This window comes from uncultured Eudoraea sp. (genome assembly GCF_947260015.1).
Lineage (GTDB): Bacteria > Bacteroidota > Bacteroidia > Flavobacteriales > Flavobacteriaceae > Eudoraea.
Map to the genome: position 1 here is coordinate 23,162 of NZ_CAMYOM010000009.1, position 22,218 is coordinate 45,379.

Here is a 22,218-nt window from a genome sequence, read left to right on the forward strand (position 1 = left end):
AATGGCAAATTTAAAGGAAATACGAAATAGAATAGTATCGGTATCCTCTACTATGCAGATAACTAGCGCCATGAAAATGGTGTCTGCTGCTAAGCTAAAAAAAGCTCAGGATGCCATTACCGCAATGCGTCCTTATGCCAATAAGCTTTCAGAATTGTTGCAAAATTTTAGTGGAAGTATAGACAGTGAAACGGGGAGTAAATATACAGACAACAGAGAATTGAATAACGTTCTGATTGTAGCAATTACATCCAACAGAGGACTGTGTGGAGCATTTAATTCCAATATAATTAAACACTGCCTGTCATTGCAGCAAGACCATTACGAGGGTCAGAAAGTTGATTTTATGACTATAGGAAAGAAGGCGCACGACCTTATTGGAAAAAGGCATAATGTTGTTTCCGACCATAGCAAAATCTATGATGTTCTTACATTTGATAATGCAGCAGAAATTGCAGAAGAATTAATGCAATTATATACTGATGAGTCCTATGACAAAATTGAAATCGTATATAATAAATTCAAAAATGCAGCTACACAAATAGTCACTACGGAGCAATTCCTGCCAATTGAGCCAATGGAGCAGGAGTCAAATACCTCTGCCGACTATATCTTTGAGCCTACAAAATCAGCTATAGTAGAACAACTTATTCCTAAGTCGTTAAAAACACAATTGTTCAAGGCAATAAGAGATTCATTTGCAAGTGAACATGGAGCCAGGATGACCGCAATGCATAAGGCCACTGATAATGCTACTGAACTAAGAGATCAGTTAAAACTGACTTATAATCAGGCTCGTCAGGCGGCTATTACCAGTGAAATCCTTGAAATAGTAGGTGGAGCGGAGGCATTGAACAATTAACTATTTTTTAGTTTGAATTAATTGAATAAACAATAATAATCCCGCTAGTGGCGGGATTTTTTATTGGCAGGATTTTCATAGATGCTTACCTAACTTTTTTTGGCACCAAATTTGGTTTTATATCTTTACGAAAGCATAAATAAAAGAGAATTATGAAAAATACATCTATATTAATACTTACTGTTTTTAGCCTTTACGGATGCTCCTCCCAAAAGAAATTAACAACGGCACCACCTTTCAGCATAAATAATCCTTCATGTCAGCAATATGTTGGTGGCAGGGAAGAAAGTGGCACGGGTTTTATACTGCAATTACCCGTTGATGTAGGGACTGGTAATGAAATAAAATTTTTAGAAGTCTTTTTCAGGGGACATGTATTAGAATCAGAGATAAAAGAGGAAGGAGAAAACCTGTGGATTATCTGCAATTATAAATACACTGGAGAGGATAAAAAACCAGATATTATAATGCATTCAGATCCTAAAGAGGAAGTAGGAAATCAACCTCCTGGTTCTATAAACAGGGAAAATGCTGATTTTCCATTTGATTTGGACAAAGATGAAGCGGTTGTTAGTTATAAAATTATCACTGAAGATCCGCATAATAGTAAAGTAGCCTATTTCAAAATCACGGGAATAAAGGAGAAACCTTCGCTTATATATCAGTAAACACCAAACTACAGACTTTGTTCCATGGGTTTAAATACCTAATTTTGAGCCCAAATCTAAAAGCCATTGAGTTTATTTAAAAAACTTTTTAAGCAAACATTCATTTATGGTTTGGCTACTGTGTTACCTCGCATGCTGTCCTTTATTTTGGTCCCTATATACACTGCAGTTATGCCACCGGGATCATATGGCGAGGTGACATTAATTTTTTCATGGTTTGCAATCTTTAATGTGATCCTGGCGTATGGAATGGAAACTGCCTTTTTTAGATTCTTCAATGGCGAAGATGATAAAAATAAAGTGGTTACCACTTCATTGATTTCTTTGGGAGTTAGCACCTTATTATTTACGATTCTGGCCTTGTTGCTTCAAAACCAAATGGCTGAGTTGTTAAATATAGAACAGCTATATATTAAGTATGTCGTATTTATTCTGGCCCTGGATGCGCTGGCGATCATCCCTTTTGCATGGCTTCGGGCAAATGAAAGACCCATGCGTTATGCGATGGTGAAAACGGTGAATGTGGCTGTGAATTTGGGTTTGAATATCTTTTTCCTCCTTTTGCTTCCAGGTCTCGCTAATGCGAATCCGGAAAGCTTATTGAATGCCATATATATACCTGATTTTGAAATATCATATATTTTAATTTCCAATTTAATAGCTAGCGGAATTACCTTATTAATGATAGGCGGCCTATATGTCAAAAGAACTTATTCTTTTGACAAGACCTTATGGCTTAAGATGATCAAATATGGCATGCCGGTAATGATTGCGGGAATAGCTTTTACAATAAATGAAGTTTTTGATAGAATTTTACTTGTTGATTTATTACCACAAGATATTGCCAAAAGCGAAATGGGCAAATATTCTGCTTGTTATAAACTAGCACTTTTTATGACTCTTTTTGCCACGGCCTTTCGTCTTGGGATAGAACCTTTTTTCTTTAGTCATTCCTCTTCCGTACATCCTCAGCGTGCCTATGCCCAGATTACAAATTATTTTGTTGTCCTGGGAAGTGTAATATTATTAACGGTTGTGGTATATGCAGATGTTTTAAAAATCATTTTTATTCAGAACCAGGCATATTGGGAGGCAATGCCAATAGTACCGGTGATTGTACTAGCGAGCTTTTGTCTCGGGATTTACCACAATCTTTCAGTTTGGTATAAAGTTACAGACAGAACGCAATATGGTGCTTATATTTCCATTGTAGGGGCATTAATTACAATTGTCATTAATTATTTATTTATCCCGGTCTGGGGATATTATGCTTCTGCATTTGCTACCCTGGCGGCCTACGGGAGTATGATGCTAATCTCTTATTTCTTTGGTAGAAAGCACTATCCCATTCCGTACAATTTTAGAAAAATATCTTTTTACTTAGGGTTATCCATCCTTTTTGCAACGCTTTCTTTTTATGTGTTTAACAGAAATTTGATAATAGGGAGTGCCTTGCTTTTAGTATTTTTAATCCTGCTCTACAAAATGGAAAATGTAACGCTTAAAAGAATATTTTTAGGTGTTATAAAAGATAAAAATAATAACGGATAATATGAAAGTAAAAATTATCAATAAGTCGGATCACTCTATCCCAGAATATGAAACACCAGCTTCGGCCGGTATGGATCTCCGGGCCAATATATCTGAATCAATTACGTTACAACCACTAGAAAGGGCTGTAGTTAAAACCGGGTTATTTTTGGAAATTCCTGTCGGATATGAAGCACAGGTAAGACCGCGAAGTGGTTTGGCGGCTAAGAAAGGAATAACGGTGCTTAATGCACCAGGAACAGTAGATGCAGATTACAGAGGAGAAATTGGCGTGATTCTTGTGAATTTATCCAAAGAAGAATTTACTATTATCAGTGGGGAACGCATAGCGCAATTAGTGATCTCAGCACATGAACGAGCTGAATGGGTTGAAACAGAAAATTTAACTGAAACTTCCAGGGGAGAAGGTGGTTTTGGAAGTACAGGAATAAAATAAAAATCCTTTATGGTTTTGGATTTAAGTAGTCTGATTATATGAAATTTAGGCTTAAATGGAGTATTTATATTTTGGGGATATTTATTTTCTCTCAGCTAATCTATGCCCAGGAAGAAGAAAGCGCTGAAGTATTTTTGGAAGATTATACAGACGAATTTCAAGAGACATTCTTTGAAGCATTAAAACAAAAAGGGATTGAGAATTATGATAAGGCTATTAACCTTTTTCTCAAATGTAAAAGGTTGGATAGCACATTCAATGTTGTTGACTTTGAACTGGCCAAATCTTATTTAGCAAATAAGCAATATGTAGTAGCTCAGCAATACGGGATAGAAGCATTAAATTCAGAACCAGAGAACTATTGGTATTTAAATGTGGTAGTGGAGATTTTGCAAAAACAGGGTAACTCGATGGAGATGATTAAAGAGCAAATTTCTTATGATAATAGTAAGCTTATAGAAAATCTGGCATTGATTTATTTCCAAAAAAAGAATTATCAGAAGTCTTTAAATATCTTGAAAGACATGAAAGACTCTTCTTTTAAAGAATTACTTTCACTTAGGATTAAAGATTCTTTGGATCTGCCCAAGAATGTTGATGAAATAAAGGAAGCGCCTCCTGCCCAAAATACGGATCTGAACCCTCTTTTGAAGTATAAGGAGGAAATAGCAGAATTAATACGTATTAAGAATTATTCTTCCTTAGTTATCAAAGCAGATGAAGCATTGGAGGAATTTCCGTCTCAACCTTATTTTTATTTCGCAAAGGGGATGGGTCTAAATAGAAGTGGAAAACAGAAAGAAGCAACAGGTGAATTGGAAACTGCTTTGGATTTTCTAATCGAAGATATTGAACTTGGTAATAATATATACAGAGAATTAGCCAAGGCGTATACATTTTTGGGAAACTCATCAAAGGCAAATATGTATCTTAGTAAAATCAAATCTGGCTCCTGATCGAATGAAAAGTAATACCCATAATTGGAATAGATGGATCATAATTACCGTTTTGACAATGCTTTCTTTCTCTTGCAAATCAAGTAAGGTAGTTTCAGCAGGCAAAGTGGATGAAAGGCTTACCACCAAGGCAATAATCAAAAATCATTATAAAAACCAATTAGAATTCAAGACTATAAGCGGAAGGATGAAAGTGGAGTATAATGATGGTGGGGCCGTTCAAAGTTTTAATGTTAGCTTTAGAATTGAAAAGGATAATGCAATTTGGATGAGTGCCCCTCTCGGTGTTGTAAAGGCGCTTATCACTCCTAATAGGGTAACGTTCTATAATAAACTTCAAAATGAGTATTTTGATGGTGACTTCACTTATTTGAGCAAGTTATTGGGAACTGAATTAGATTTTAACCAAGTACAGAATTTATTACTGGGGGAGGCATTATTTGATTTGCGGAGAGAGAAATATATTTCCCTGGCTACTGAAGAATACTACGAACTTAAGCCTAAAAATATTGGAGACCTGTTCAAAACACTATTCTTAATTGAGCCAAAGAATTTTAAAATCGCTACACAGCAGTTATCCCAACCCTGGAATAAGAGACTATTAGAGATTTATTACAAGTCGTATCAGGAAAAGAATAAGCAAATCTTACCTGAGAAAATTCTGATTATAGCAATTGATATTGATCAAACCACCAATATTGCCATACAATTTAGGAACATAGAGTTTAACAGATCATTGAATTTTCCCTATAAAATACCAAAAGGATTTGAAGAAATAGTTTTGAAGTAAAATGAGAATTGCAAAGCAATATTCTGCATATATACTATTTATTATTTTAGTGCTACTGGGTTCAAATGCATGTGGGCAAACTAATGAACAAAAGGTTTTGGAAACCAGGCGAGAACAGCTGCAAAAGGAAATTGAGGATATAAACAGACTGTTATTTGCAGAAAAAAAACAAAAAGGGACTGTTCTTGATCAAATGGAGGTGCTGGATCAGAAGATTAACGTTAGGCAGCAATTGATCCGTGTTACTAATCAGCAAGCTAACCTTCTCAACAGGCAAATAAATTCGAATATTCGAAATATTTCCAAACTTAGGGAAGATTTGGACGCCTTGAAGGAAGAGTATGCTACAATGATCCAAAAATCATATCGGAATAGATCCCAACAAAGCAGACTAATGTTTCTCTTGTCTTCGGAGAATTTTTTTCAAGCCTTTAAAAGATTACAATATATGAAACAATATACTCAGTTTAGAAAAGAGCAGGGGGAGGATATTGTAAAGAAAACAGAAGAACTTACTCAATTAAATAATGATTTAACTAACCAACGAAAGGAAAAGGAGGTTTTGTTGGCCCAGAATTTAAAAGCAAAAGGAGAATTACTTACTGAAATAAAGGCTCAAAAGGATCTATTAAAGTCAATTCGACAAAATGAGAGTAATTATTCCTCAGCCATTAAGAAGAAAAAACAGGAAGCACGTAAAATTGATCAACAAATAGAACGATTAATCCGAAACGCCATAGCGGCCTCGAATAAGAAGGCGGGGAAAAGGGGAACATCAAATAAGTTTGTTTTAACACCGGAAGCGACCCTGGTCGCAAATAACTTTTCTGCAAACAAAGGAAAACTTATCTGGCCGGTTGAAAAGGGGATTAAACAACAAGGTTTTGGTATATACAAAGATGCCGTATATCCTGGGATTAAACATCAGAGTAATGGCGTAATTATTGCAACGGATGAAGGCGCTGCTGCCCGTGCTGTTTTTGAAGGGGAAGTGATTGCAATTTTGGCCGTACCGGGTGGAAATAAAGGTGTTCAGATCAAACATGGGAACTTTATAAGCACTTATTACAATCTTTCTGTTTTGTATGTAAAAAAGGGCGACAAAGTAAGCTTAAAAGAAGAGTTAGGAAAAATATATACTAATCGGTATAGTGGTCTGACACAACTAAAATTTTACCTCTACAAGGATGCTACAAGATTGAATCCTGAGGAGTGGATTTACCGACTTTAATAATAAATGGAATATGGGATCAATAACTGATATTAAGGGGACTTTTACATTACACAATGGAGTAAAAATGCCGTATTTCGGTTTGGGGGTTTATCTTTCTGAAGACGGGGAAGAGGTAATAAACGCAGTAAAATGGGCATTAGAGGCCGGATATCGTCATATAGATACTGCATCTATATATAATAATGAAGAAGGGGTAGGCACCGGAATAAAAGAGAGTATTGTACCAAGGAAAGATATTTTTGTTGTAAGTAAAGTTTGGAATTCAGACCAGGGCTATGATAATACATTAAAAGCTTTTGACAAAAGCCTTAACAGACTGGAATTGGATTATTTAGATCTTTATTTGGTGCATTGGCCGGTTGTGGGAAAATATAAGGACACCTGGAAAGCTATGGAATATCTTTATAAGCAGAAACGAGTTAGAGCAATTGGAGTAAGTAACTTTATGCTACATCACCTGGAGGATTTATTGGACACAGCAAAGATAGTTCCTATGGTAAATCAGATGGAATTTCACCCATATTTAGTGCAACAAAACCTTTTGGACTTTTGTTCAGATAAAAATATTCAATATGAAGCCTGGTCTCCAATGATGCAAGGCAAGATTTTTGGTATAGACACCTTTAAAGAACTTGCAAATAAGTACGATAAGACCATTGCTCAAATAGTCTTGCGCTGGGATTTGCAAAAAGGAGTTATTACTATTCCTAAATCATCTAAGCGGGAAAGAATTTTAGCAAATGCTGATATTTTCGATTTTGAGTTAACCCGGGAAGATATGGCTAATTTGGATAGTCTGGATAGAGCGCAGCGCTATGGTCCGGATCCTGACAATTTCGATTTCTAAATAAAAAATATCAAAAGAAATTTATTCTTTCATGAATAATGCTCGAAGTTCTGTGGCATCATTTGGCTTCATTTTACCCGCCAGGACCAAACTAAGTTGTTTTCTTCTCAGTGCACCCTCAAAACGTTCAGATTCAAGTGCTGTTTCGGGGATTATAGGCGGCACTTCTGTTGGTTTTCCAGTTTCGTCCACTGCAACAAAAGTATAAATGGCTTCATTGGCTTTGGTGCTTTCCCCGCTAAATCTATCCTCCATCCAGACATCAATATAAACTTCCATTGAAGTTCTAAAGGTTCGGGATATTTTGGCCTCAACCGTAACCACACTGCCCAATGGAACAGAACGGTTAAAAGCAACGTGATTAACAGATGCCGTAACTGTAATGCGGCGGCTGTGTCTTCTTGCAGCTATACTTGCGGCCCTGTCCATGCGCGCCAATAGTTCACCACCAAAAAGATTATTCAAAGGATTAGTTTCGCTGGGTAAAACCATATCCGTCATTATTGTTCTTGAATCACTGGGTGTTTTTGGCTGCATATGATTTTTTTTCAAAGATACGCAGCAATTGCATTGAAGAAAAAGAAAGAAACTATTTTGTAGACAACATCCAGGCGTCTTGTGATTCTGTACGCTTTACTTTCTTTAGAAAAATTAAAGCTTCTTCCGGGTTTTCGTAACTGCCGTAAGTAACCTGATGTAAACCATAACTATTAACACCAAGATAAGTTGCGTCATAGCCTTTTTGACGCAATCGTATAACTTTCTTATCAGCATTTTCCCGAATTCTAAACGCTCCTGCAATTATGTGGTGATTACCCTTACTTTTCTTTGTTACATGGAGCTTAAGCTCAGGTAATTCAAGTGGCTTTGAGTTAAAGAATGTTGCTTCCTGAATATTTTTAGACACGAGTGCTTGGGCTTCCTCCAGAACGAGTTGCTTTTTGTTAAGTGTTTCGCCATAAAATCGGTAGGCCGTCATACCTGTTGATAGGGCTAATAATAGTATAGCAGCATACTTCAAATAGGGTCTGAACGATTTTCTTTCCCGTTGTTCGGGGGTAATAATAAAGGGTATCTTTTCTTCTAACTCAACCACCTGCTCCTTAAGAATTTCGCGGGTGACACCTGGAGACACAAAGGATGAAAGACCATAAGAAGATGTAAGATAATTTACCTCATTTGAGGGTTGAAATTGTAATTTACCTTCCCTGTTTAACCATAATTCACCTACAGATGATATTTTTAGCCTTTCTCCTGAATGTAATTCTTTTCTCCATGCTTTGGTAACATCCAGGGTTTGCTTTAACATCTCCTCATATGACTTGTTTTCCGCATTGGCCATGTAAGAAACCAATAAACCATCATTTGAGGACAATTGTTCATTAAATGATATTCGTTTTGAAGGAGGGTAAAAGGTATTGGTTGATTTGAGAAGTACTGCAGATTTGGTTTGCGTTAGAAAAGCACCAAAATCAGGAACTACAATGCAGTTGTAGCGGTATAAAAGTTCTTGAATATAGTGCTCAATTCCCATAAACACAAAGATGAAGAAAAATTAGAGGGCTTCAAACTAGAGAAGAGAACTTTTTATTAACATAATATTTTGTGTAATTTGTGAATAACTTAAAACAATTTATAAATGACTAAGGATGAGCTAATTGCAGTTCTAAGATTGCAAAATCTCCCTCACATTGGCGATATAACAGCTAAAAAGCTGATATCTCATTGTGGTAGTCCAATTGCAGTTTTTACAGATAAAAGGCAACATCTTGAAAAAATTCCGGGAATTGGATCTGTGGCCTTAGGCGGATTGCACAACAGAGAACATCTCCATAAGGCAGAGGTTGAATATGAATTTATTCTTAAAAATGGGATATCCTATTCATACTTTATGGATGCTAATTATCCTTCTTATCTAAAACACTGCATAGATGGCCCTATTTTACTCTTTAAAAAGGGCAACATTAGGCTTGAGAATAAAAAAATAATCAGTATAGTGGGCACTCGCAATAGCACTAGTTATGGCAGGGCTTTCTGTGAAAAATTTATTGAGGATATAGCACCTTTAGACCCTGTTATAATAAGTGGCTTTGCATATGGAATTGATATTTGCGCACAGCGCGCGGCTTTAAACAATGGACTTCAGACCATTGCCTGCGTTGCACATGGATTAAATCAGATATATCCAAAGGCACACCTTAAATATGTTGAAGAAATTAATAAAAACGGAGGTTTTTTGACTGAATTTTGGAGTTCAAGTAAGCCCGATCGGGAAAATTTTCTAAAAAGGAATAGAATTATTGCAGGGATTAGCGAGGCTACAATTGTTATGGAATCTGCAGAAAAGGGAGGTAGTTTAGTAACTGCAGATTTGGCAAATAGCTATAATAGGGATGTATTTGCTGTACCTGGACGTGTAAAAGATAAATATAGTTTAGGATGTAATAATCTTATTAAGGGCCAGAAGGCACATATGCTAACTTCTGCGGCAGATCTGATTTATTTAATGGATTGGCAGTTGGAAGAACGTAAATCTGCCGCTGTGCAAAAACAACTTTTCGTAGATTTGAATGACGATGAAAAGACAATCTACTCTTTCTTGCAGAAAGATGGGCGTCAATTGTTAGATCAAATTGCTTTGGAATGTCAATTGCCTGTATTTAAGACAGTATCCAGTCTTTTGAACATGGAAATGAAAGGAATGATACGACCTTTACCAGGGAAACAGTATGAAGCTATATAGTTTAAATCAGACCAGGTGGTTTGTTTGATTTAAATATAAGATGCTGAAACCGTCTATTTAGGGTGTTCATCGATAAAAAACACTAATAAAACTGTAGATTAACTTTTGATCTTTTAATAAAAAGTTTAATTACAAACCGAGTAGTTGGTTAACAAAAATCTAGTATCCTACTTTCTTCCTAACCCTTTCGAGAACTGTATCGGCCACTTTTTTAGCTTTTTCAGCACCTATTGATAGTGCATCATCTATCTCATTGAGGTGATTCATATAATAATTGAATTTTTCCCGGGGAGATTTAAACTTTTCAATAATTAATTCGTACAAAGCTTGTTTGGCATGCCCATAGCCATAATTTCCATTTAAGTAATTTGATCGCATTTTGGCAATTTGAGCATCAGAAGCTAAAATGCTGTATAATGAAAAAGTGGTATCGGTTTCAGGATCTTTAGGTTCTTCAAGAGATTTGCTGTCCGTAACAATACTCATCACTTGTTTACGCAATTTTTTATCTGGTTGAAAAATATCTATGAGATTGCCCTTACTTTTGCTCATTTTCGCTCCATCTATCCCTGGAATATACATAGTATCTTTTTGGACCTGCGCCTCCGGCATTACAAAGGTCTCACCCATTTGCGACTGGAAACGAGATGCAACATCTCGCGTCATTTCTATATGTTGTAACTGATCTTTACCAACAGGGACAATATTGGCATCATATAACAAAATATCAGCAGCCATTAACATAGGATAGATAAATAAACCGGCATTAATATCTTCAAGCCTGTCTGCTTTGTCTTTGAATGAATGGGCTAATGTAAGACGCTGATAGGGATAAAAACAGCTTAAATACCATGCCAGCTGTGTTACCTGCGGGACATCGCTCTGTCTGTAAAACACCGTACTTTCTACATCAAGCCCGAATGCTAACCAGGTAGCCGCAGTTGCATAGGTGTTATGTCTCAGCTCATCGCCATTTTTTATTTGAGTAAGGGAATGCATATCGGCAATAAACAGGAAAGAGTCATTTTCATGATCTTTTGCCATATTGATTGCAGGTATAATCGCTCCAAGGATATTTCCTAGATGTGGTGTTCCTGTACTTTGTATACCAGTTAATATTCGTGCCATTAATTTTAAATTTCAGAAGCAAAAGTAAAAGAAATACGATTACCCTGCTAAAATTGTTATTTTTGATTTATGCGCTTACCTCTGGAAAAATTAGGGCACATTCTCTATCGTATTTGGTTTTATGTCCTCGTCAGTCTTCCAATTTTTGTTTTTTTTCCTCTACTTCTCTTAACAACCCTTTCAGAAAGGACTTATCCGCAATTTTTTTGGCTGGCACGCAATTTATGGGCCAATACCATTATTTACGGGATGTTTTGTTTTCCAAGAATATCTTACGAGCAAAGGCTGGAAAAAGGTAAAAGCTATATGTTGGTTGCTAATCATACCAGCATGCTGGACATTATGATGATGTTAAAAACAAGTAAGAACCCCTTTGTCTTTATAGGTAAGAAAGAGTTGGTTAATATTCCTCTTTTTGGATTTTTTTATAAGCGTGTTTGTATACTTGTTGATAGAGAAGACAGCCGAAGCAGGGCAGCTGTATATAGAAGAGCACAGAAAAGATTAAATCAAGGCCTCAGTATTTGTATTTTTCCGGAAGGTGGAGTACCTGAGGAGCATATAATTCTTGATGAATTTAAGGATGGTGCCTTTAAAATGGCAATAGCCCATAATATTCCCGTAGTTCCAATTACTTTTTATGACAATAAAATCCGCTTTCCATTCACTTTTTACAGCGGAGGTCCGGGAATTGCAAGAGTGAGGGTTCATTCTTTTTTCAAGACAAAAGAATTAATGGAAAATCAAAAATCGGAATTACGGGAACAAGTAAGAAACGTTATTCTAAAAGAGCTTGGATAGTCCTGTTGATAGGGAATATTGATTATAAATAATATAATATACCAAACGGTTTATAAATCTATATTCTAAATATGTCTGCTATTGTAGGAAATTTGGCATTTTAACCCAGGCACTAAAATTTAAAATTCAGACCTGTATAGATCCCTATAGAGAAAGGTTGAAAATTACCAGATGTTTGGGTAAATGTGTTTAATTGATATTTGAACATAGGTTCCAGGTTTAATTGCAAGGTGGGTGAAAACTTATAATTCAAACCAAAACCAATATTTGTACTTAAATTTACATCATTAATATTATTGGCCTCACCCATCTCAACCGCATTTCCATTTGCCTCTAGAACGACTGAATTATCCACAAGAAAAAGTGAGCTTAATCCACCTATTACATTTATTCCAAATTTACGGTCAAGCAAGGCATAATTTATCTCTAAGGGTAATTCCAAATAACCAAAATCCTGAATCATTCTGCCGTTCCGGGCAGGGCTTTGTGCTGCAAATTCCAAACTACTTGCCTGTTCTGATAGTTTACTGTCTTCAATATTTCTGACAACTAAATTTTTTGAAGTGGGCACATAATTTATATTATTAATTTGATCATTAGTGGATGCGGTTAGTGAAGCCGAAAAAGATATTTCATTTGTATCATAACCATAATCTACCTTGTAGAGCCCTGAGCGGATACTCAACTTTTTACTAATATCATACGAGACCATCAATCCGTAACTCAAATTAACGTTACCGCTTTTGGAATTCGACACAAAATTTGAATGTATTGGTGAACCATTTCCGAATGAACTAAAATAAACCGGTGCAATACTAGGACCAACAGACCATTTATTATTATCACTTTGGGCTACTTCAGTTTCCTGGGATTTCTCAATTTCGTCGAAAATAGACTTTTTACCCATATCAGATTTTTGATCTTCCTCCTCTTTTTCCTCAATCGCATTGCTTGCTTCATAGGCGATAGAGGTTTCTTTTGGAGGCTTGTCCTTTTGGAGATTATTAGAAATATTATTCTCCTGAACTGTAACCACAGGGTCTTCTACCGGGGAATTGATATTGGCGGCTATTTCAGTATTTTTATTTTGAGGCTTACGCTGTTCCTTAACTTTTTGGGTTACTTCATCTTCCGTAATCTTATTAGGGGTTTTTTCTGAACGAACAGACGTAATTACTGTTTCAGGGTCTGTAGTTTTAGAATTATCAGTATTTCGTTCTGTCTTTGTATCGGTTTTCCCGGATGACGTAGCAATGGAGGTCTCAATATCCTGTCCACCATTTGCCGACCTATCATTGCCAATAGCAGGATTTGGATTTCCTGAATCTTTTTTTACCTCAGAAGAGTTTACCCCATTATTATCCTCTTCATTATTGTCTTCGGATACAATATTTTCAACATCACTTGCCCTTGAATTATCCATAGAAGGAGCATTTTCAACATCCGTAATTATTTGATCCGTATTTTGAACGCTTTCAAAGGGAATAAAAACGTAAAACAATATGGCTAAAATTGCCGCTACTCCCCCTAATTTCCACCAAATAGGAATTATTGGGCGCGACTTTTTCTTTTTATCCAGGGAGTTTGAAATTGCCTTCCAAACTTTTTCGTCCGGAACCTCGTTGAAGTTTTTCAACTTCTCCTGGTACAATTTATCAATATTATCTTTTTTCATGGCTTAGGTAATTAAGCAATATTTATGTTTTCTTTCTTTATTTTTTCTTTTAAAATCATCCTGGCCCTGGCCAGATTAGATTTTGAAGTCCCTTCTGATGTTCCTAATTGTTCACTTATCTCTTTGTGTGTAAACCCATCGAGGACATACAGATTAAATGTGAGTCTATATTTATTAGGAAGTTCCTGTATATAACGCAGTAGGGTGGCGAGTTCAATGTCCAAATATTCTGAATCAATCTCGGATTCTTCAGCAACATTATCTGTTACTACTTTCAGGTATTCCTCCTTTCTATATTTCTGAAGGACTGTATTAACAGTAATCCGCTTAATCCAACCTTCAAAAGAACCTTTAAACTTATACTGACCAATCTTATCGTATATGGTCATAAAACTATCGTGTAGGTTATCTTCGGCCTCCGTTTTATTGCGCGAATATTTTAGGCAGATACCAAACAATATTTGTGCATAATTTCTATACAATTGTTCCTGCGCTATTCTATCTCCTCTTTTACAATTATGTATGAGTTTTTTCAGGCTCAAAATATTGGTTAGATTAACAGACCTAAAATAGTAGATTATTGGTTTACAGGAACTTCAATTTCCAAGTATTCCTGCTCTCCGTTTTCATCTTCTCCTGTCCAAAACCTAAAAAGGTAAGTGTCTGAATAAAGACAGATAAAGTTAAATGAACCTTCTACTTCGGCCATTCCATCTACACATCCGGGATCATCAAACTGCGATCCTATAGGAACTACATCTCTTGTTGTTTCTGCAATGGGACTTACGTCAAAACCTTCAAAAGAGACACATCGATTAGGCAACACATAAGTTACATTAATTTGATAAGTCTCATGCAAACTAAATGATTCGGGTAATTCCGCACTTAAAACTTGAAGTGGAACAAAGTAAAAATTAGGTTGATCATCGCTCAAACTACAAGAAGACAAAACAAATGCGAATAATACGAAAATCAGGGAAATTACTCTTTTCATAATCATCTATTTAAATCTATAGTACAAGATGAAAAGAACAGCTAATGGTTGCTTAAAAACCTAATAATAAAGAAAATGAGCTATTTTAAATTAGGCCTTTACAGTATTAATAGCTTCTTTTATTTTTCCTTCTAATTCCTCAAGGAGTTCAGGATTATCTTGCAAAAGCGATTTTACTGCATCTCTTCCCTGCCCAAGCTTCGTGTCTCCGTAACTGAACCAGGATCCGCTTTTTTTAATAATTTCGTATTGCACTCCAAGATCCAGAATTTCACCAACCTTGGATATTCCTTCACCGTACATTATATCAAACTCTGCCGTTTTAAAAGGCGAAGCCACTTTATTTTTGACGACTTTCACCCTTGTTTTATTACCCAGGACAGCACCTTCTGTATCTTTTATCTGTGTAGATCTGCGAATATCTAACCTTACGGAAGCATAAAATTTTAGGGCATTACCTCCCGTAGTGGTTTCAGGATTTCCAAACATAACACCTATTTTTTCCCTTAACTGATTAATAAAGACTACAGTACAATGTGTTTTGCTTATAGAACCAGTTAATTTTCGAAGTGCCTGTGACATTAATCTGGCATGTAAACCCATTTTAGAGTCTCCCATCTCCCCTTCAATTTCACTTTTTGGAGTTAAGGCCGCTACAGAATCTATGATTACTATATCTATTGCACCCGAGCGAATTAAGTTATCTACAATTTCCAGACCCTGTTCCCCATGATCTGGTTGTGATATGATAAGGTTGTCAATATCGACACCTAAATTTTTGGCGTAAAACCTGTCAAATGCATGCTCGGCATCAATAAACGCGGCAATACCACCGTTTTTTTGAGCCTCGGCTATTGCATGCAGAGCGAGCGTGGTTTTTCCGGAAGATTCCGGGCCATATATTTCTACAACTCTCCCACGAGGATATCCACCTACTCCGAGGGCAATATCCAAGCCAAGTGAGCCAGAAGGTATAACTTCTACATCCTCAGCAACATAGTCCCCCATTTTCATAACTGCCCCCTTGCCATAGGTTTTGTCCAGTTTATCTAATGTTAGTTTTAACGCCTTAAGTTTCGCTTCTTTATCCTTAGCCATTTGTGATTTTCTATAAAATTAGGAACGCTAAATTACCATTTCTTTTTTCATATAACAATGTCAAAAGCAACCTTTTTAGTATTCCTTCATCTCTCTGTTGAGTGTTCGTACTCAAACACAAAATATTCCATTGTTCTGAGAACTTTGGGCAATGTTGACCGCTTCCTATTAGGTTGATCTATGAAAAAGAAAATTACCAAGGAGTGGTCCTTAAAGAGTCTTGAAAATTCAAGGCTCTTTTTTTTTAACGAGCATGTGTAACCCGCCAAATAAGATTATTAACCTCAAAATCAATTGGTTTTTCTCTTGTGCTGCAGCGGAATATGTTTAATTTTGCAACTTAATACATTCTTAAACTTAATAATTGGTATAGCATGCAACTGTACAATACATTAAGTGCTAAAGAAAGGGAAACTCTTATTGAAGAGGCCGGTCAGGAACGTTTGACTATTTCTTTTTACAAATACGCACATCTTCAAAATCTAAAATTATTTAGAAATCACTTATTCATTCATTGGAGTGAACTCGATGTTCTGGGAAGAATCTATGTAGCTCCTGAAGGTATTAACGCCCAATTGTCTGTGCCGGCGGATAATTTTGAAAAATTCAAGTCGCATTTGGACAGCATCTCATTTCTTGAAAATGTTCGACTGAATATAGCCATAGAACACTATAATAAGTCCTTTTTAAAACTCAAAATTAAGGTGCGGAAGAAAATTGTAGCGGATGGTTTGAATGATGCCACTTTTGATGTGACGAACAAAGGGATACATGTTGATGCCACACATTTTAATGAATTGATTGACGACCCAAATACAATTTTGGTTGATATGCGAAATCACTATGAAAGTGAAATTGGACATTTTAAAAATGCAATCACACCAGATGTTGATACCTTTAGAGACTCCTTGGATATAATAGAAAAAGATTTATCAAACTACAAAGAAGACAAGAACCTGGTAATGTATTGCACTGGAGGTATCCGATGTGAAAAGGCGAGTGCGTACTATAAGCATAAAGGGTTCAAAAATGTATTTCAGCTTGAAGGAGGTATTATAGAATATACCCGTCAGGTTAGAAAGAAGAATCTTGAAAATAAATTTCTTGGAAAAAATTTTGTATTTGATCACAGGCGAGGTGAGCGTATAACCGGAGATGTTATAGCCCAATGTCATCAATGCGGTGAATCATGTGATGCCCATGTTAACTGTGCTAATGAAGCTTGTCATCTACTTTTCATTCAATGTGAGGCATGTGCAGATAAAATGAACAATTGTTGTTCAGACCATTGTAAAGAAATCCATGAACTACCTTTTGAAGAGCAGAAAAGGCTTAGAAAAGGGAAAGTGGTTAGTAATAAAATTTTTAAAAAAGGAAGATCAGAAGTCTTAAAATTTAAAAAATAACCCCCCATATATTAGTTACATTAATTTTAAAAGTTTTTTTTGCTCATTCTCAAGACCTTATTACATCACTATAAGATAAGTAGATCGGTTATTTTTGCCCAATAATTACCACTTTCCATCACAGTAAAAAAGTACTATCTTTACCTTCAATAATTATTTATGAACCTATTTTAGCAAATCCAAGTTTAGGTTTTGCTAAACCAAGATATAAAATATGGGTTGTAACAGTTGTTCAACCGGCAAGGATGGGCAGCCGCGTGGATGCAAAAATAATGGAACTTGCGGCACAGATAGCTGCAATAAATTGACTGTGTTTGACTGGCTTTCCAATATGTCTCTTCCAAGTGGTTCTCAGCCATTTGACTGTGTTGAAATTCGGTTTAAAAATAGCAGGAAAGAGTTTTTCAGGAACAAAGAAAACCTGTCATTATCCATTGGCGATATTGTGGCTACACAGTCTAAATCTGGTCATGACATTGGGATGGTTACCTTAACCGGAGAATTAGTAAAAGTGCAGATGAAGCGAAAAAAAGCTTCTGATTCTGAAGAGGAAATCCCTAAAGTATATCGCAAAGCAACTCAAAAAGATATTGACAAATGGCAAAAGTGCCGGGATAAGGAGGAAGAGATAAAAAAGCGTGCCCGTGAAATGGCTATTTTGCTAAAATTACAGATGAAGATCTCTGATGTTGAATTTCAGGGAGATGGATCTAAGGCTACTTTCTACTATACAGCAGAAGAACGTGTTGATTTTAGACAATTGATTAAAGATATGGCCAAGGCCTTTGGCATTCGCATAGAAATGAGGCAAATTGGTTATAGACAAGAAGCACAACGTCTAGGAGGTATTGGTTCTTGCGGAAGGGAATTGTGCTGCTCTACCTGGTTGTCGGATTTCCGTTCGGTAAGCACTTCAGCAGCAAGGTATCAACAACTTTCACTTAATCCGCAAAAATTAGCCGGGCAATGCGGTAAGCTAAAGTGCTGTTTAAACTATGAACTGGATCTATATTTAGAGGCATTGGAAGATTTCCCTTCTCAGGAAAGTAAATTATTCACTGAAAAAGGAGTAGCTTTTTGTCAAAAAACGGACATTTTTAAAGGGATGCTCTGGTTCTCCTATAAAGAAGACGCCTCTAACTGGCATGCTCTCACCAAAGAACAAGTTCAGGAGATACTGGATAAGAATAAAGCAAAAAAACCCGTAGCCAGCCTTGAGGAATTTGCGGTTGAAAATATTGAGGAAGAAAAAGTGATTTTTGAAAATGTTGTGGGGCAGGACAGTCTTACAAGGTTTGACCGCCCGAAACGAAGAAAGAAGGGGAACAATAATAAAAAAAGGAGGAATAACAGAAAAAGACCTGCCAAAAATGCCTAAAAGAATTTTCTATTCCATTTTGGTTTTATTGATTTTGGCATGTAATGATAGGCTGACTCATTCGGAATTTCTGGCAAATCCTGGCGGGATATGGGCCAAAAACGACGCTAAGGAATTTAACTTCACAGAAAACGACACAATTAGCGCGAATGACATATTTATTTCTATAAGAAATGATGAATCTTTCCCTTACAGTAATTTATTTTTAATAGCAGATTTGAAATACCCTAATGGCGATATACAAAGGGATACCCTGGAGTATGAAATGGCTATGCCGGATGGTAAATGGCTGGGGAAAGGATATGGAAGTATAAAAGAAAATAAACTTTGGTATAAGGAAAACATCATTTTCCCCGTTAAGGGCGTATATACTTTACAAATTTCCCATGCTATGCGTAAAAATGGTAACGCGGATGGGATCATGGAACTAGAAGGCATCACTGATGTTGGTTTCTTAATTGAAAAGCGTAAATAAGTTATGGCAAAAGCCCGGAAAAAGAAGGTTTCTTCCAACTTTTCTAAGTTTATTAAATGGTTTTGGATTCTGTTTGCATCAGGCCTTTTTTTAATATTTTTAATATTTCTTTTAGCTTCCTGGGGATTTTTAGGAGAAATGCCAACTTTTGAACGGCTGGAAAATCCGCAGACAAATTTGGCCACCGAGATCATTTCTTCAGATGGTCAAACCCTTGGAAAGTATTATTTAGATGATAACAGAACTCCGGTGTCTTATGATGAATTGCCGGATAATTTGGTTCATGCTCTGGTTGCCACAGAAGATGCTAGATATTACGATCATTCGGGAATAGATGCTATAGGTACAATTAGAGCAATAGTATTCCTTGGAAAACGAGGCGGGGCAAGTACTATTACACAGCAATTATCTAAATTACTTTTTACAAAAAGAATCTCAGGAGGAGCAGCCGGGAGGATTATACAAAAAGTAAAGGAATGGATCATAGCTATACGCCTGGAACGGCAGTATACCAAAGAAGAGATTATTGCCATGTATATGAATACGTATGATTTTGGCTATGCGGCAGATGGTATACGTTCTGCGTCAAGAATTTATTTTGGCAAGGAACCTTCTGGATTAAAGACCGAGGAATCTGCTGTTTTGGTTGGAATGTTAAAAAATTCTTCACTCTATAACCCCATCAGAAGAGAAGAACTGGTATTGAATCGACGAAACACTGTATTGGGGCAAATGGCCAAATATGACTATTTAACAGAAAAGGGAAAAGATTCTCTTCAGTCATTAAGAATGGATATCAATTTTAATCCCGAATCGCATAGAGAAGGTCTTGCAACTTATTTCAGGATGTATTTACAGGGATACTTGAATAATTGGATTGAAAATAATCCAAAACCGGCAGTTGAAGGTGAAAGAGATCGGTGGAATATATATTTAGACGGCCTTAAAGTGTACACAACTATCGACTCCCGGATGCAAAAAAATGCTGAGGATGCCTTGAAGGAACATATGAAACGACTTCAAAAAGAGTTTTTTCATCAAAATACGCCAGACAGAAATAATACGGCTCCATTCCTGGATCTGAATACTGAAGAGACAAACCGAATCATGGAGCGTGCTATGAGAACTTCGGAACGTTGGCGAATCATGAAGTCTAATGGTGTATCTGAAAAAGAAATCAGGGCATCATTTACTGAAAAAACGGAAATGACAGTATTTGATTGGAATAGCGACACTCAGGAAAAGGATACAGTTATGACTCCTCTAGATTCCATAAGGTATTATAAAACCTTCTTAAGGGCTGCAATGATGTCGATGGAACCACAAACAGGTCATGTTAGGGCCTGGGTAGGCGGACTTAATTATAAACACTTTCAATATGACAATGTAATTCAGGGAGCAAGACAGGCCGGCTCAACCTTTAAACCATTCGTTTATGCTGCTGCCATTGATCAATTGAGATTGTCACCCTGTGATTCACTTCCGGATAGTCAGTACTGTATTGAGGCAGGTAAACACGGTAACCCGGAACCATGGTGCCCAAAGAATGCTGATGGCAAATTTTCCGGAAAAATGTATACTCTAAAACGCGGGCTGGCCAACTCGGTAAATTCGGTTACCGCTCAATTAATAGATAGAGTTGGGCCTAAACCCGTGGTGGCCATTGTTAAAGACCTTGGATTAACCGGAGAGATTCTTGAAGTACCTTCTATTGCCTTGGGAACCCCTGATATAAATGTTTATGAAATGGTAGGGGCATATGGTACTTTCGTAAACCAGGGTGTTTATGTAAAACCGGTTATGGTTACCCGGATAGAAGATAAGAATGGCACAGTTCTTTATGAATACGTGCCGGAAACTAAAGACGTGCTGAGTAGAGAGGTGGCTTATGCAATGGTTAATTTAATGGAAGGGGTTACAGAAGGTGGCTCAGGTACCAGATTAAGGCATTCCGGCAGTAAAGACCAAACGGTATATAAAGAGGTTATCACCGGGTATCCTTATCAATTTACAAATCCGATTGCAGGTAAAACAGGAACAACACAGAACCAAAGTGACGGTTGGTTTATGGGCATGGTGCCCAATTTGGTGACGGGTGTATGGGTTGGAGGCGAAGATAGGGCTACACATTTTAAGTCCATTTTGTATGGTCAGGGTGCTTCTATGGCGTTGCCTATTTGGGCTTTATATATGAAAAGTAATTATGCAAATGAGGAATTAGGAATTTCTATGGAGGAATTTCCTAAACCCGAAGGACTTACTATTAATGTTGATTGCTCGAAAGAAAATCTAGATACCCCACAAAAAGACAATCTTGAAGATGACCTTGACGATTTTGATTTTTAGTACTATTTTATAATTTTTCAAGATTTTACAAATTAAACAAATCCCGCTTTTTAGCGGGATTTTTTTATTTAAAAATGTATTTTAGTAGTTATAGGAAATAGTATATTTAATTAGCTTATTTATTACTTATGATACGTAAAACAGTGGCCAATGTACAGGACGCATTACTAGGCGTGGAAAACGGAATGACCTTTATGTTAGGCGGTTTTGGGCTTTGTGGTATCCCTGAAAACGCTATTTCTGAACTTGTTCGCCTGGGAATAAAAGATATTACCTGTATTAGCAATAATGCTGGGGTTGATGATTTTGGTCTGGGCTTATTACTGCAGAAACATCAGATTGCAAAAATGATCTCCTCATATGTAGGTGAAAATGATGAATTTGAAAGACAGATGTTAAGTGGCGAATTAGATGTTGAATTAACACCACAAGGGACCCTGGCAGAGAAGTGCAGGGCAGCGCAAGCTGGTTTTCCTGCGTTTTATACGCCTGCAGGTTACGGGACAGAAGTAGCAGAAGGCAAAGAAACACGAGATTTTCATGGGAAAATGTATGTTCTTGAACACGCATATGAGGCCGATTTCTCTTTTGTCAAAGCGTGGAAAGGCGATGAAGCCGGGAATTTGATTTTCAAAGGGACTGCACGAAATTTTAATCCTTGTATGTGTGGAGCCGCTAAGATAACAGTAGCAGAAGTAGAAGAATTAGTACCGGCCGGGGGTCTTAATCCAAATGAAATACATATCCCCGGTATATTTGTACAACGAATCTTCCAGGGAGAACAATATGAAAAGAGAATAGAACAACGGACTGTAAGATCGAGGAACTAA

General features: G+C 36.6%; 22 protein-coding genes. 15 read left to right on the forward strand and 7 right to left on the reverse strand.

From position 1 onward, the window contains the following. The first annotated feature begins 1 nt into the window (after nucleotide 1). From atpG to Q0X66_RS06270, 8 genes are all read left to right on the forward strand, one after another. Nucleotides 2–862 (forward strand): ATP synthase F1 subunit gamma, encoded by an 861-nt coding sequence (atpG, locus tag Q0X66_RS06235; protein ID WP_297704352.1) that lies wholly within the window; start codon nucleotides 2–4, stop codon nucleotides 860–862. 152 nt (nucleotides 863–1,014) lie between these two features. Further along, on the forward strand, nucleotides 1,015–1,530 hold the full coding sequence (locus Q0X66_RS06240; protein WP_297704354.1) for a hypothetical protein: 516 nt from the start codon (nucleotides 1,015–1,017) through the stop codon (nucleotides 1,528–1,530). A 66-nt stretch (nucleotides 1,531–1,596) separates the two neighbouring features. Next, nucleotides 1,597–3,081: an oligosaccharide flippase family protein gene (locus Q0X66_RS06245; protein ID WP_297704356.1), complete on the forward strand. Its 1,485-nt coding sequence runs from the start codon at nucleotides 1,597–1,599 to the stop codon at nucleotides 3,079–3,081. 1 nt (nucleotide 3,082) lies between these two features. Then, nucleotides 3,083–3,517, forward strand: coding sequence for a dUTP diphosphatase (dut, locus tag Q0X66_RS06250; protein ID WP_297704357.1), 435 nt, complete (start codon nucleotides 3,083–3,085; stop codon nucleotides 3,515–3,517). Nucleotides 3,518–3,555: 38 nt separating this feature from the next. Then, a complete protein-coding gene (locus Q0X66_RS06255; RefSeq protein WP_297704359.1) occupies nucleotides 3,556–4,473 on the forward strand; it encodes a hypothetical protein in 918 nt (305 codons plus the stop codon). Nucleotides 4,474–4,477: 4 nt separating this feature from the next. After that, the gene (locus Q0X66_RS06260) at nucleotides 4,478–5,263 is read left to right on the forward strand and encodes a DUF4292 domain-containing protein (protein ID WP_297704361.1); all 786 of its coding nucleotides are present in this window, start codon (nucleotides 4,478–4,480) and stop codon (nucleotides 5,261–5,263) included. A gap of 1 nt (nucleotide 5,264) precedes the next feature. Beyond that, nucleotides 5,265–6,494: a peptidoglycan DD-metalloendopeptidase family protein gene (locus Q0X66_RS06265; protein WP_297704363.1), complete on the forward strand. Its 1,230-nt coding sequence runs from the start codon at nucleotides 5,265–5,267 to the stop codon at nucleotides 6,492–6,494. Between the two features lie 13 nt (nucleotides 6,495–6,507). Then, nucleotides 6,508–7,344 (forward strand): aldo/keto reductase, encoded by an 837-nt coding sequence (locus tag Q0X66_RS06270; RefSeq protein ID WP_297704365.1) that lies wholly within the window; start codon nucleotides 6,508–6,510, stop codon nucleotides 7,342–7,344. 21 nt (nucleotides 7,345–7,365) lie between these two features. Here the strand turns inward: Q0X66_RS06270 and Q0X66_RS06275 are convergent, their stop codons facing one another. After that, nucleotides 7,366–7,881 carry an acyl-CoA thioesterase gene (locus Q0X66_RS06275; protein WP_297704366.1) on the reverse strand — a complete coding sequence of 172 codons (516 nt, stop codon included), beginning with the start codon at nucleotides 7,879–7,881 and terminating at the stop codon, nucleotides 7,366–7,368. A gap of 52 nt (nucleotides 7,882–7,933) precedes the next feature. Beyond that, entirely contained in the window at nucleotides 7,934–8,878 is a 945-nt protein-coding gene (locus tag Q0X66_RS06280) for an SPOR domain-containing protein (RefSeq protein ID WP_297704368.1), read from the reverse strand. A gap of 105 nt (nucleotides 8,879–8,983) precedes the next feature. Between Q0X66_RS06280 and dprA the strand changes: the two genes are divergently transcribed. Further along, a complete protein-coding gene (gene dprA, locus Q0X66_RS06285; protein WP_297704370.1) occupies nucleotides 8,984–10,087 on the forward strand; it encodes a DNA-processing protein DprA in 1,104 nt (367 codons plus the stop codon). A 159-nt stretch (nucleotides 10,088–10,246) separates the two neighbouring features. Here dprA and trpS read toward each other — a convergent pair whose 3' ends face one another. Beyond that, complete coding sequence (gene trpS / locus Q0X66_RS06290; RefSeq protein WP_297704372.1) at nucleotides 10,247–11,215, reverse strand: tryptophan--tRNA ligase; 969 nt, start codon at nucleotides 11,213–11,215, stop codon at nucleotides 10,247–10,249. Nucleotides 11,216–11,284: 69 nt separating this feature from the next. Between trpS and Q0X66_RS06295 the strand changes: the two genes are divergently transcribed. Further along, nucleotides 11,285–12,016 (forward strand): 1-acyl-sn-glycerol-3-phosphate acyltransferase, encoded by a 732-nt coding sequence (locus tag Q0X66_RS06295; RefSeq protein ID WP_297704374.1) that lies wholly within the window; start codon nucleotides 11,285–11,287, stop codon nucleotides 12,014–12,016. 112 nt (nucleotides 12,017–12,128) lie between these two features. Here Q0X66_RS06295 and Q0X66_RS06300 read toward each other — a convergent pair whose 3' ends face one another. The 4 genes from Q0X66_RS06300 to recA all read right to left on the reverse strand — a co-directional run bounded on the left by Q0X66_RS06300 (nucleotide 12,129) and on the right by recA (nucleotide 15,783). Then, the gene (locus Q0X66_RS06300; RefSeq protein ID WP_297704376.1) at nucleotides 12,129–13,691 is read right to left on the reverse strand and encodes an outer membrane beta-barrel protein; all 1,563 of its coding nucleotides are present in this window, start codon (nucleotides 13,689–13,691) and stop codon (nucleotides 12,129–12,131) included. An 11-nt stretch (nucleotides 13,692–13,702) separates the two neighbouring features. Then, entirely contained in the window at nucleotides 13,703–14,233 is a 531-nt protein-coding gene (locus tag Q0X66_RS06305) for a sigma-70 family RNA polymerase sigma factor (RefSeq protein WP_297704378.1), read from the reverse strand. A 35-nt stretch (nucleotides 14,234–14,268) separates the two neighbouring features. Continuing rightward, nucleotides 14,269–14,685, reverse strand: coding sequence for a hypothetical protein (locus Q0X66_RS06310; RefSeq protein WP_297704380.1), 417 nt, complete (start codon nucleotides 14,683–14,685; stop codon nucleotides 14,269–14,271). Between the two features lie 90 nt (nucleotides 14,686–14,775). After that, nucleotides 14,776–15,783, reverse strand: coding sequence for a recombinase RecA (recA, locus tag Q0X66_RS06315; RefSeq protein WP_297704382.1), 1,008 nt, complete (start codon nucleotides 15,781–15,783; stop codon nucleotides 14,776–14,778). 374 nt (nucleotides 15,784–16,157) lie between these two features. On the opposite strand from recA, the gene Q0X66_RS06320 reads away from it, so the two are divergent. From Q0X66_RS06320 to Q0X66_RS06340, 5 genes are all read left to right on the forward strand, one after another. Then, nucleotides 16,158–17,189, forward strand: coding sequence for a rhodanese-related sulfurtransferase (locus tag Q0X66_RS06320; RefSeq protein WP_297704384.1), 1,032 nt, complete (start codon nucleotides 16,158–16,160; stop codon nucleotides 17,187–17,189). A gap of 214 nt (nucleotides 17,190–17,403) precedes the next feature. Continuing rightward, complete coding sequence (gene ricT / locus Q0X66_RS06325) at nucleotides 17,404–18,567, forward strand: regulatory iron-sulfur-containing complex subunit RicT (protein ID WP_297704386.1); 1,164 nt, start codon at nucleotides 17,404–17,406, stop codon at nucleotides 18,565–18,567. Further along, nucleotides 18,560–19,042, forward strand: coding sequence for a gliding motility lipoprotein GldH (locus Q0X66_RS06330; RefSeq protein ID WP_297704388.1), 483 nt, complete (start codon nucleotides 18,560–18,562; stop codon nucleotides 19,040–19,042). Before ricT ends, Q0X66_RS06330 begins: the two co-directional genes overlap by 8 nt. A gap of 3 nt (nucleotides 19,043–19,045) precedes the next feature. Beyond that, a complete protein-coding gene (locus Q0X66_RS06335) occupies nucleotides 19,046–21,388 on the forward strand; it encodes a transglycosylase domain-containing protein (RefSeq protein ID WP_297704389.1) in 2,343 nt (780 codons plus the stop codon). 128 nt (nucleotides 21,389–21,516) lie between these two features. Continuing rightward, complete coding sequence (locus tag Q0X66_RS06340; protein WP_297704392.1) at nucleotides 21,517–22,218, forward strand: CoA transferase subunit A; 702 nt, start codon at nucleotides 21,517–21,519, stop codon at nucleotides 22,216–22,218.